Raw genomic sequence first — 10,974 nt, 5'->3', positions numbered from 1 at the left:
TTCGACGGCAAAGTGCACAACGCCGTCGAACCTGTGGCGCCAACGAACCGTGCGTACGGCAAAACCGTGTGGTCCTTTCCGCAAGCGCTCTTTTCGCCCCGTTGGAAACGTCGAAAGTCCTTGAAAATAAAGGCATCTTTCGATCTTTGGCGGGAAATGGATGGCCGGGCGGAAACCCGCCGGGCCCTATTAGGCCCTATGTCACAGTATGCGCCGCTGCTTGCCGGTCCGCTGTCCCTCTAGCCCGCCGCTTGTGCGGCCTTCCTGCGGCCCTCGCCGCCACCGCTGTAGCCGGTCCGGCGACCCTGTACGGCCCGGGCCGTGATGTCAGACCGGGCCAGCCAAACAGCCCGTTTCACTGGCCTTCAAAGGCCGGTCCGGTCGAGCTTCTTTAGTTGGGTGAGATTTTAGCAGCGCGACCGATCAATGGGCCGCAACTCGTGTAGATGATCTCGTTGGAGCTACCGAAGCGAAAGTAAAAGCGGACCGGCTTGCCTTCATAGTTCTGGTAATCGATCTGAACCCCGTGGCCGGTCAGGACCACAGCGTCAAGGTTAAAGGCAGTCACGCGCTTGCTTTCGAGCTTCGGTGCCCAATAGGCCGCGATCGAATTTCGCCCCGTCAAGGTCACACCCTCGCAGCCACATTCCATGACCGCGCGCTCGTCATATAGATCGAGCAGAGCGTTTAGGTCTCCCCGTCGGCAGGCATCGAGCCAGTCCACGATGGCGGCAAGAGGATCGAATTCGTCCCGTGAAATCGACATGAGGTTCCATACAAAACTGTCGCCGCTCCCGATCGCGACGTAGACGCATCCGGAAGGAAAACGGCCCGGAGGGACTGGGGGCGCTCCGGGCCGAGTGTTTCCTCAACTAAAGACCCCCTCGTGCGGCGAGCGGGCTACGCTTCCAAGGAAACACCACGGTCAACCGCAGAACGCGCGCCGCTGCAAATATCTTTCTTGTAAGGCAGATTAACTCGCCGCAAGCTTCATTCGTTTTGGGAGCCGTGCGCGCTACGGCCTTGTCGCGCCGCTGCGGCCCGGTCGTCCGGTGCTCCCTGTAGCCCCGCGCTCCCGCCGCGCTGTACGGCCTTCCTACTCCGCCTTACGCCGCGCCCGGTGTGCGCTTCCTGCCGTCGCGTGAGGTCGAACTGTTCGCGTTTTCAGCGGTCGTCGCCCGCGCATTGGGAGGGGGCGCAGGAACACTTCTGCCGCGCGATCGACGCGGCGCGCACGCCTGATGGCGTCTCGCCGAAGCGCCGGCGGAACGAGCGATTGAAATGAGATAAATCACCAAAGCCTACTGCAAACGCGATATCGATGATGGCCAAATGCAGATGGTGCGGGTCAGTCAGCATCGCGAAGGCACGCTCAAGCCGGCACCCTGCAAGGTGCTCGGTGAACGACTTTCCGGTCCCCTCGAGCAATTTTTGCACGTATCGCCGCGACATACCGAGCGCTTGAGCGGCATTGTTCAGATCGAAATTGGGATCGCTGGAGCGGTGCGAGACCTCCGCGAAGATCGCCCGCAGCTTGGCTGCCTTCACGCCACGCTCGGCAACGATGTTTGCAGCCTCGGCGGTCGGCCCGAGCGTCGCGGCCACGAGATCGAGAAGATGTGCGGCGACGGTGGAGGCGAGTTTTGATGACGGAGGTTCTTTGAAGGATGCGAGCGACCGCAGGTAAATGCGGAGCAGTCTAAGGGCCGGTCCGGGACGCACCGGCCGGCCTGATAGATCATCCGGCCGCGCAACCAGAGACCTAAGGGCGGCAGCCTGCACGGTCACGAATTTGACGCTGGCGCCACGCGGCCCAAATACCCGCAACAGCCTTCCTCGGTCAACCAAACAAGCCGAGCCAGCATCATAGACATGTTCCTGGCCAGCATTTTCAAATTGGACCGGCCCGACCTCGACGATGTTCAGTCCGAATTGCTCACGGCTATCTTTGAGGTGATGTTTGTGACGGATAAACTCGACCGGCGTGGTGATAATGCTGCAAACGCCAACTGTGCCGAGCGGCAAGTAAGTGATGTCGATACGCGGACGGCCGCCGCTGTGATCGATCACGTCCAAGGCGAGGTTCAGCCCCGCAAACTCCTCACGGAACGTGGAGAGCCGTGTGCTCTCCGGCAGAATCTCAGTCGACCATCGCACAAGGGGAGATGACGTTGGCATGCTGGCCTCCCGTTTCGATGCCAAACCACGCAGGAACGACTGAGCCGCCCGAACGAAATCTGTAAACTCGTCGAATGACGCCGAGACAGTCTCAAGAGACAATATCGGACCGCAGCTTCGCTGCAGGTGTGAGGTGGATTACAAATGGAGGTAGGGACCTCAAGGAAATGATGAGGAATTTCCCGTCAGGCTTTCGATGCTGACACGGTTCGCATCGAGGTTGCTATGATGCGCGAGAATGCCGGAGGTGGGCTGTCAGCAAGGTCGTCCGGGTCCTCTGGCCAGCGTGCCTATGCCGAGGCGCAGCATGATGCGCAGCGGGACAAGCACGGGTTCTGCAAAGGCAACTTCGTGCTGGCATGGCGCTATCGCGCCTGCCTGCGATCACCGGCCACGCGGCCGGCTGCGTGCTCGGACGAGGCGGGCTGAGGCGATTGCGGCGCGGTACATCGGCTTTTAGGCCGGAGCACCGCAAGATTGTTGGTGATTTCCTTTACGCCAATGGCGCGAATCGCGTTTCTATATAGTCCGTTGATCAGACTGTCTCTGGAGCCTCCCATGCACAGACACGCTCTCATTGCGATCGTCACGGTGTTGAGTTTCCTGACGCTTGATGTTTCCTCAAACCCGGTGTTCGCGCTCGGCCACACCTATCTCGGGTCACACTCAAAGCAGGACATCAAGAATCACTGCGACGCGGCCGGCGGCACCTATTTTGAAAGTGGCGGAACGTACGGCTGCTGGGGGCCAGGTGGCGACGTTACTTGCAGTGATCAGACCGGGACATGCTATGGGACATGTGCAAAGTGCGGCCGGGTAGTCAACTTAGGCGGCATCTCAGGCGTCATAGTATCTGGAAGCTGGCTCCCCGAGTTTGCACCCCCACCCGCAGCCGGGGTGAGGAGGCCAATGAACCCCTTTAGGGAGGGCCGTCGCGAAATCCGGTAATCTGCCGGGCCGATTGTCCAAAAGTGAACAGACGAGCCCGAGGAGCGGTCTACGCTCGGCGGGCTCGGCGACCCCGTCGAGCAACCTCCAACGGCCCCGGCACTAGGGCTGGGCTATGCTGGGGCCGTTTCTCCGCCCGCATTGATCAGGCGGACATAGGTCCCGCTCTCGTGCAGTTCGAGCCAGCCTTGTTCGACAGCATACTTGATGCCGGCGCCGAACTCCGGGCCTTTGCCCTTCAGCTTGTAGAGGAAGGGCGCGTTGATCTTCTCGATATGAATGCGGCCGTCCTGCACCGGCTCTATTCCGGTCGCGAGTTCGACCAGTTTGCGTGCGGCGGCTTCCGGGTTGGCGAAGGGATGTTCGGCGGCAAGTTTCATGCGGTCAGGCGGTGCGCGGCGCGGATGCGCGAATCGAGGGTGGGATTGCTAATTACCGCGCCGCAGAAGCACCGAGCAATGCCGTCCGTTCGCTGTGTCGGCAATGGCAGTGCGCGATCGGGCATCCGGTACTTCCATGTCGTCCAGGCGCGCTCCGCGCGCCACGCCTCGTAGTCGGCCTCGGTGCGCGTTGCGGCGAGGTCTCACCAAGCCGTTTGGAAGGTGGCGCGGGCGGCCTCGAACGTCCCGGCTGTGCCGCTGCGGTGCTGGCGGGGCTCGATGCCCGGATAGAAGCCGCACGACCCAGCCCCATTGCGGCGCATGGTTCGGACCGCAGACCGATTGAGCCGACGCGAACGTCGCCGAAATAGATCAGCCAGCCCTCGCGGGCTGCGAACTGGTCAGGGCGGCGGGTGAGTGCAGGCATGCCGACATCAAGGCGGCATCGCGGAAGCTGTCAAATCGTCGATTACTGATGGCTAGGCGCCCGAAGCCAAGAAGTGGCCAAGGGAAGGACCTTCCTGCGTTCAATAGGGTTGGGGTTAATGCACGCTCAAGTGCTCAGGCGGCAACCTAGCCGCCGCGTTGCTGCCCGCTGTTTCTCAGGCCCAGCCCATTTCCGCTGAAGTGGCGAGGAAGTGCAAAATCCTTCGGGCGAAGCGATTCCCAGCGCGTCAGTTCAATCCCGCCGCCGGTAGCGCCTATGATTCGGGGCAAGACAAGCGAGAGTTCTTCAGGAGATGCGTCGAGAATGGCGGCAATATAGCTGTCACTCCTCCTGTCCGATAAAAACCGGTGCTGCCACGGCCTCGCGCAATTCGGTCATGGTACAAGCCTCCATCGCACAAGGCTTTTTGGATCGACGTGATCCAAGCCTTCGACGTACACATGCGGGCGATGGATGCGCTCAAATTCTGGATCGTTCGGATTGTCGGATGTTGCACCACATACGCATGTGAACGGCTTGCCGCGCGGCAAGGCGCACGCCCTCGCCTGATGAAATGCGATGTCGTTCGCAATCGCTGCATCTCGCTCTTTGTTTTCGCCACATACCTCTCGACCCACACGTTGAACAGATCGAGCCATTGTTCGGGCGTGAGATTTGGATGCCTTCGCGCTGGACGGCTTGCGCTGGGAGGGCAGGCAAGTAGCCTCCTCGATGGCCGGGGGGGTCACCGCGACGACGCGACACTCGCACGGCCGGGGCCGAGGGACGCCCTTCCGCTCAAACCGAAAATCTCGCCCCCCGCAACGCGGACGAAACAAAGCCTGCGGGATGAAACCATTTTCCGGCTTTGACGAAGGCTTGGCGAAACGCCGGGCCATTATGGAAGCGGCGGGCCAAGGGCGCGTGCATAAAAGGGGACGACGATGGCAGATCGCAGCGGCTTGAAACTTGTGGGCCTGATTTTCGCAAGCATCACGCTTGCGGTGATGCTGACCACGGGCATGGTGGTGAAGGGCTATGCCGACGGCGTCTATACGCTGGAACTGACGGCCGCCGAGGACGATAAAGGGTAACGCAAGGAACGGCCCCGTCCGCCCTTTGCCGGTCAGCCCTGATCTCCCGCTCATCGCGTTGCCCGCATAGCCCTTGACTGGAGCGTTCCCTGATACTCCAATAACTCCATCAAGCGAAGTGGCACCGCTTTGGGAGCTAAGAGGAATATTCTGCGTGATCAGAGCACGACCGACCTCAAGCGGCCATCATAGGCTCCGATACAAAACGATTGCCGAGCATTGGTACCGCTACGGTCGCATACGGTCTAGCAAACGGTCCCGCCACACGTAATGATGACCGAGGGCCGCGAGGGCGTGAACTACGGCAACCACAATCAGCAAGTTGGCGGCGAGTTCGTGCCAGTCATTGATGCTACGACGGGTTGCGACGTCACCGCTGCCGAACTGCGGCACCGACCACAGTCCAAAGATATTGAAGCCTCGATACGAGGCATCAACGATACCGGCAACGACCACGAGGCCAAGCAGAACATACAAGGCGTGGTGCGTCAGTTTCGCGATCATATAGAGGATACCGCTGTCGGCAGGCGCCAGCACGCGCCCAAAATGCGCACGCCAAGCAACTCGCGTCACAAGAACGAACGCGGTGAGGAAGCCTAACATCACGTGCGTGGACCACACTCCGGTGCGGAGTGGTCCGCGCGGAAAGAGGTCGCCAGTCTGGCCTATCACCCACAAAGCTACGACAAGGGCAACAGTAATCCAATGCAACCAGACTGTCGTCGCATCGTAGCGCTTGGCGGTCATATCAAAGCGCGTCATGGCCGTTCTTAGTACAGTGGAAGGCAGAGAGTCTTTGATCTGGATCATGGGCGCGCGCAATTCATGAATAGACACCATAGTGCGCGCGATTGTGATCAGTCTGCTTTATCCGAGCACTTGCCCGCGCGCCCACCGGGTTTGCGAAGGCAGGCGCGAAACTGCCACGGCTTTACAAAGCTGCCCGTCCAAAGGCCGCGCTCGTTCTGTTCGGCTTCCCGCTGGACTTCCGCATATGCGCCCTTGCTGTATTGCGGCCAATCGAACGCGAGGCCATTGCGCACGAGCCAGTCCGCCAGATCGGTGTTGTTGACGGTGCAGACGCCGACGCTGCGGCCGTAGCGATCCCGATCTACCTCAACGCACTTGACCGGGCGGCCTACGATGAAGGAGTCGAGATCGTTGGCCGCCTTGGCCCCGCAGCGGAAGTGCTTGGCGTCGTCATCGCGGCAAAGCTGGTTGCTCTCCGGAGCGTCGATGCCCCAGAGCCGGACGCGCGTGCCGTGGATTTCGAGTGTGTCGCCGTCGATGACGCTGGCGCGGCCGGTGATGGGCTCCGACGCAGCGGCCGCTGTGACGAGTAGAAGGATGCCGACGAACCATCTCATGCGATCACCTTATGACCGTGTATTTTCTTCGCCGCCCTTTGTTTCTCGCCTGGCTTGGCTTCGCCTTGCCTGCGCCTATGGCGTGGATCATCCCCGATGCGTGCGAAGATTGTCCAGCACAGATTTGTCACGCAACTCCTAAGGGTTTCACCGGATGTACGGTGTGGCTGCGCGAAATATGAATCGCGTGTCGGTGTCTTGATGACTCGCAAGAAGAAGGCCGGGCGTGCTATCGTCTCGGCGCACCTTTGCCTACTGCCAACGTTTGCAAACGGAGGGAGTCCCCGAATGTACGCCAACATTCTCTTGACCACGGATGGATCGGATGTCGCGAGAAAAGGTGTTGAGCATGGGATTGCTTTAGCAAAGGCCTTGAATGCCAAAGCGACAGTCATCGTCGTGACGGAACCGCTGCCGGTCGGGGTCGGGCACGGGGGATGGATTCCGGCGCTGCAAATGATTGAGAGCTTTGACGCAGCCTCCAGGGAACGTGCAAGCAAAGTGCTCGATGAAGCTCGAGCTATCGCGGAGCAGATCGGGATATCCGTCGAACTCCTGCATTTTCCGAATGCACACCCAGCCACTGCGATTATCGAAACAGCAAAGTCCGGAGGCTGCGACTTAATCGTCATGGCCTCTCATGGGCATCGCGGCCTCAGCAAGCTATGGTTGGGGAGTCAAACATCGGAGGTCCTAGCGGACGGAAGCGTGCCGGTGTTGGTGGTGCGGTAACAGACATAATGAATAGTGCGGCCAGTCGAGCGCCCAGCCATGCCGCACCGGCCGTTCGAAACCCGACCCTTCTCCAAGTGCTTGTGAAATCCAGAGGGCAGGCACTGGCACGTACGTGTCACAAGTCTTACAGCGCATGTGATATGCTCCAACTTACTGAACTGTTTTTGTGTGGGCAGACCGCTAGGGATAGATAAGGCGCACGTTTCACAGCGCAAATTTCCCGATGGACAGCGGGCCGCGGCAGTCGGAATATCCCTAGAGTCTTGAATGTAGCATCTGGAGCAGGAGTTGAGTCGCATTCATCAGCATTCCGAAGGCCATCTCATTGATCGAATAGGGTGGTTGAGAGCGGCAGTCCTGGGTGCCAACGATGGCATTATCTCGACAGCGAGCCTGATCGTTGGCGTTGCCGCGGCGGCTGTCACCCGGAACGACGTCTTAATCGCAGGCGTCGCGGGACTCGTAGCCGGTGCCATGTCGATGGCCGCGGGCGAGTACGTGTCCGTCAGCTCTCAATCGGATACTGAGCAGGCTGATCTTGCGCGCGAACGCAAGGAGTTGAGCGACAACGCGGAATTCGAGCTGGATGAGCTTGCCGAAATCTACGTCAAGCGTGGCGTCGATCAACCCTTGGCACGCCAAGTAGCCAAGCAGCTGATGGCGAAAGATGCTCTGACGGCACATGCGCGCGATGAGCTGGGTATCTCGGAAAGTACGACTGCCCGGCCCATGCAGGCAGCCATCACATCGGCGGTCATGTTCTCAGTGGGCGCGGCGATGCCCTTGCTCATGGTTATGGTATCGCCCGCCAACGCACTGGTCCCGATTGTGTCGGGCGCATCGCTGGCCTTTCTGGCTCTTTTGGGAGCTATCGGAGCAAAAGCAGGCGGCGCTAATATTTTGCGGGCCACCATTCGGGTGACATTCTGGGGTGCGTTGGCCCTCGCTATTACCGCGGGTATTGGAAAAGTATTCGGCACAGTGGTCTGAGAGTTGCGGCACTGACGGGGTAGTTCAAATGTGTCTCGGCACTTCTGTTATTGGCCCGAAGCGGCGTTTGAGGGACGTCTCCTATTCGGCCGCTCTCAGGGGCTAAGCAGACATCATGCGAACGCGTCGAAGATGACGCGATTGACCCAAATCCGTCATTGCGCCGCGGACATCAAGCCGGCGGCCACGCGCCGTGACCACGGGAACTTCGGCGCCAGGCAATTCGAGGCCGAGCGTTTTCATCCGGAGTATGTTCCATGGCGACGCCGTCGGATAAGATCATTGCCTGGTCAGGCGAACTTGGTCCTTGCAAACGGTTCTAGGAGGAGCGCATGTCTAGGTTGAACATACTAGCAACGACGGCGCTGGCTGCGTTTCTGGTCACTGTAACAGCGGTGCTGCCAGTCTCGGCACGCGAACTCCAGCCCCTCGCCACGGGAACGCCTGAACAAGTCGGCATGTCGGTGGAGCGCCTTGGGCGCATCACCACAATGCTCAAAAAGGAGATTGCCGACGGCAAGCTGCCGGGTGCGGTAGTCATGGTCGCCCGCAAGGGGAAGATCGTCTATTCGGATGCTATCGGCTTCCAAGACAAGGGCGCGCAAACGCCCATGAAGCTCGATTCAATCTTCCGCATCTATTCGATGACCAAGCCGCTTGTCTCGGTGGCGGCGATGATGCTTGTCGAAGATGGCGTCATCCAGCTCACCGATCCGATCTCCAAATTCCTGCCGGCCTTCAAAGACTTGCAAGTGAGCGTGGCAACCACTGGTGCCGATGGCAAGGTCACCTACACGAACGTACCGGCTGCCAGGCCGATCATCGTGCAGGACCTCCTGCGACACAGCGCGGGTCTCGCCTATGCGGAGATCACCAAGAACGAGCCGGTAAGGGCGGCCTACGTCGAGGCCAAGTTCTCCCAGCCGGGCATCATCGAGTACGACTCCCGCGGCATGACACCAGCCGAGCAGGTCGAGCGCATCGCCAAGGCGCCCTTAATTCACCAGCCTGGCACGATGTGGGAATACAGCATGGCTGTCGATGTTCTCGGCCGTGTCGTCGAGGCTGCGTCGGGCAAGCGGCTTGCCGTCTTTTTGGATGAGCGGCTGTTCTCGCCGCTCAAGATGGTGGACTCGGGCTTCTGGGTGCCGTCGTCGAAGATCTCGCGCGTCGCGCAGCCGCTGCCGGTCGACCCGGCTTCAGGCCTGAAGACGAGCGTCCTCGACGTGTCGGCAGAGCCAAAGAATGATTCCGGCGGCGCTGGCGCAGTTTCGACCGCCCCGGACTATTTGCGGTTCGGCCAGATGCTCCTGAATGGTGGCGAACTCGACGGCGTGCGCGTATTAAGCCGCTCCACCATCAAGCTGATGACGTCAGACCATCTCGGCACGCGTGTCGCGGCGCCGTTCCAGCCGGGTGAGCTTCTGCTGGGAACTCCCGGCTACACGTTCGGCCTGGGCTTTGCAGTGCGTCAGGGCGACGGCGTAGCTGGTGTGCCCGGCTCGGCGGGCGAGTTCATGTGGGCAGGTTACGCTGGCACCTTTTTCTGGGTCGATCCCCAAGAAGAGATCGTTGGTGTCTACATGACACAGGCCCCGAGCCCAATACGCGCCTATTACCGCAAGATGTTCAAGGCCCTTGTCTATCAGGCGCTCGTGGACTGAAGCCGTCACCCTGCCTCCATCGTATTCCGAATGCGAGGCAACGATTCTCGCTGCCTCGCTGTTCAACTGTCCCGTTCGCGGGCAGAAAGACCTGACGCCCCGGCGTGACTAGGCAGTCAAGATTGTACGACGGTAGGTCGTCGAAGCCGTGAACTAAGTCATTCCCCTGACCTGCGGCACGCGGTTGGCACCCAAAACTGGCAACAACTGCGGCTACCGAGGCTCGCTTCACTGGCCGGCTCGCGTTTGATGCTTGCCCTCCGTTTTAGAGCTCTGTCTGTTTGTGGCCCCTTCGCGTCATTTCGTTGCCGCGCAGTAAGCTGGTCGGTTTCGGAGAAGAGCAGACCTCGAACGGCGGCCGAAACCCGCAGAGTCGGTCGAGAATGACCCACTGCAAACAATGCTGCCATGGGCGGGCGGTTACCAAGGATTAATTCGACGGGAGGCAGAAAGAACGATCTTCTAAGATGGCCTCAGTAGAGGGGAGATCGAGTTATCGCCATGCGCCACGGCTTCCTCTTGCACGCTGTTACCACAGCCGGTCTGTTCCTGGGATCCAACCTCGTCTCAGATGCATCCGCCGCGACCGCCGACCACGCCTTGGCTGTCTCCGTCGACGATTTCATTTATATCGACACGTCGAACGAGCCCACCGATCAGACGGCCGCGCATGAAAAGCGATTGCGCGCTTTCATGACCGCGCTGCGGGACGACGTCACGGCAGACCGCCGTTTTGAGCTGGTGCCGTCGTCCTGCTCATCAAATTGTCCGACCGACGGACCGGCGTTGCGCGATCGGCTGCACGCGGCGTCACAGGCCGGCACGCAGATTCTGATCATCGGTATCGTTCACAAAATGAGCACGCTGGTGCAGATAGCGAGGACTGCTGCCATCGATGCAACATCCCAGCGCGTCGTGTTCCGGAAATACTTCCAGTTCCGCGGCGACAATGACGAGGCATGGCAGCGGGCGGAGCGCTTTGTATCGGAAGAGGTCCGCGCCCGGCTGCTTGAAAGCAGATCGCAGCAATAGGCTTCGCGCGACGCATGTGGATGGCCCTGTGCGTCCGGTTTTGGCGGCGGGTTCAACGGATCGCCGCAACACATTTTGCGAACTTCTCAGCCGGGGTTTGAAAGAGCAAGGTCTTTCGTGGCCTTTCATTGAGCTGCCTGGCGATCGCGCTGAGCTTGG

Annotated in this window: 11 protein-coding genes; 6 read left to right on the top strand and 5 right to left on the bottom strand. The window is 60.2% G+C overall.

What is annotated here, in order from left to right; translation table 11 throughout:
- On the top strand, nt 1-243 hold a 243-nt coding region (locus AC630_RS46360; RefSeq protein WP_208867067.1), incomplete at its 5' end, for a hypothetical protein.
- A gap of 148 nt (nt 244-391) precedes the next feature.
- Here the strand turns inward: AC630_RS46360 and AC630_RS30870 are convergent.
- From AC630_RS30870 to AC630_RS30855, 3 genes are all read right to left on the bottom strand, one after another.
- On the bottom strand, nt 392-766 hold the full coding sequence (locus tag AC630_RS30870) for a YybH family protein (RefSeq protein WP_074122246.1): 375 nt from the start codon (nt 764-766) through the stop codon (nt 392-394).
- Nucleotides 767-1,164: 398 nt separating this feature from the next.
- Nucleotides 1,165-2,178, bottom strand: a complete 1,014-nt coding sequence (locus AC630_RS30865) for a helix-turn-helix transcriptional regulator (RefSeq protein WP_143198457.1) — start codon at nt 2,176-2,178, stop codon at nt 1,165-1,167.
- A gap of 1,061 nt (nt 2,179-3,239) precedes the next feature.
- Complete coding sequence (locus tag AC630_RS30855) at nt 3,240-3,506, bottom strand: hypothetical protein (protein ID WP_074122243.1); 267 nt, start codon at nt 3,504-3,506, stop codon at nt 3,240-3,242.
- A 1,371-nt stretch (nt 3,507-4,877) separates the two neighbouring features.
- Between AC630_RS30855 and AC630_RS45745 the strand changes: the two genes are divergently transcribed.
- On the top strand, nt 4,878-5,027 hold the full coding sequence (locus tag AC630_RS45745; protein ID WP_167561311.1) for a hypothetical protein: 150 nt from the start codon (nt 4,878-4,880) through the stop codon (nt 5,025-5,027).
- 228 nt (nt 5,028-5,255) lie between these two features.
- On the opposite strand, the gene AC630_RS30845 is transcribed toward AC630_RS45745, so the two are convergent.
- Together AC630_RS30845 and AC630_RS30840 are read right to left on the bottom strand one after the other, a co-directional pair.
- Nucleotides 5,256-5,837 carry a cytochrome b gene (locus AC630_RS30845; RefSeq protein WP_245330568.1) on the bottom strand — a complete coding sequence of 194 codons (582 nt, stop codon included), beginning with the start codon at nt 5,835-5,837 and terminating at the stop codon, nt 5,256-5,258.
- Between the two features lie 47 nt (nt 5,838-5,884).
- Nucleotides 5,885-6,394 carry a thermonuclease family protein gene (locus AC630_RS30840; RefSeq protein WP_074122242.1) on the bottom strand — a complete coding sequence of 170 codons (510 nt, stop codon included), beginning with the start codon at nt 6,392-6,394 and terminating at the stop codon, nt 5,885-5,887.
- Between the two features lie 288 nt (nt 6,395-6,682).
- Here AC630_RS30840 and AC630_RS30835 point away from each other — a divergent pair, with 288 nt between their 5' ends.
- The 4 genes from AC630_RS30835 to AC630_RS30820 all read left to right on the top strand — a co-directional run bounded on the left by AC630_RS30835 (nt 6,683) and on the right by AC630_RS30820 (nt 10,815).
- Complete coding sequence (locus AC630_RS30835; RefSeq protein ID WP_074122241.1) at nt 6,683-7,126, top strand: universal stress protein; 444 nt, start codon at nt 6,683-6,685, stop codon at nt 7,124-7,126.
- 291 nt (nt 7,127-7,417) lie between these two features.
- Nucleotides 7,418-8,119, top strand: a complete 702-nt coding sequence (locus tag AC630_RS30830; protein WP_074122240.1) for a VIT1/CCC1 transporter family protein — start codon at nt 7,418-7,420, stop codon at nt 8,117-8,119.
- 458 nt (nt 8,120-8,577) lie between these two features.
- The gene (locus tag AC630_RS30825) at nt 8,578-9,783 is read left to right on the top strand and encodes a serine hydrolase domain-containing protein (RefSeq protein WP_208867066.1); all 1,206 of its coding nucleotides are present in this window, start codon (nt 8,578-8,580) and stop codon (nt 9,781-9,783) included.
- A 501-nt stretch (nt 9,784-10,284) separates the two neighbouring features.
- On the top strand, nt 10,285-10,815 hold the full coding sequence (locus AC630_RS30820; protein ID WP_074122239.1) for a DUF2380 domain-containing protein: 531 nt from the start codon (nt 10,285-10,287) through the stop codon (nt 10,813-10,815).
- Nucleotides 10,816-10,974: the final 159 nt, after the last annotated feature.

Origin of the sequence: Bradyrhizobium sp. AS23.2, assembly GCF_001908185.1 — a bacterium.
In the GTDB taxonomy this organism is placed as follows: Bacteria; Pseudomonadota; Alphaproteobacteria; order Rhizobiales; family Xanthobacteraceae; genus Bradyrhizobium.
Note: the sequence above shows the minus strand (reverse complement) of the source record. Positions and strands in the feature narration are given on the sequence as shown.

Coding starts and splice junctions, on each gene's coding strand:
- AC630_RS30870 (WP_074122246.1), bottom strand. CDS start 766: ATGTCGATTTCACGGGACGAATTCGATCCTCTTGCCGCCATCGTGGAC.
- AC630_RS30865 (WP_143198457.1), bottom strand. CDS start 2,178: ATGCCAACGTCATCTCCCCTTGTGCGATGGTCGACTGAGATTCTGCCG.
- AC630_RS30855 (WP_074122243.1), bottom strand. CDS start 3,506: ATGAAACTTGCCGCCGAACATCCCTTCGCCAACCCGGAAGCCGCCGCA.
- AC630_RS45745 (WP_167561311.1), top strand. CDS start 4,878: ATGGCAGATCGCAGCGGCTTGAAACTTGTGGGCCTGATTTTCGCAAGC.
- AC630_RS30845 (WP_245330568.1), bottom strand. CDS start 5,837: ATGATCCAGATCAAAGACTCTCTGCCTTCCACTGTACTAAGAACGGCC.
- AC630_RS30840 (WP_074122242.1), bottom strand. CDS start 6,394: ATGAGATGGTTCGTCGGCATCCTTCTACTCGTCACAGCGGCCGCTGCG.
- AC630_RS30835 (WP_074122241.1), top strand. CDS start 6,683: ATGTACGCCAACATTCTCTTGACCACGGATGGATCGGATGTCGCGAGA.
- AC630_RS30825 (WP_208867066.1), top strand. CDS start 8,578: ATGTCGGTGGAGCGCCTTGGGCGCATCACCACAATGCTCAAAAAGGAG.
- AC630_RS30820 (WP_074122239.1), top strand. CDS start 10,285: ATGCGCCACGGCTTCCTCTTGCACGCTGTTACCACAGCCGGTCTGTTC.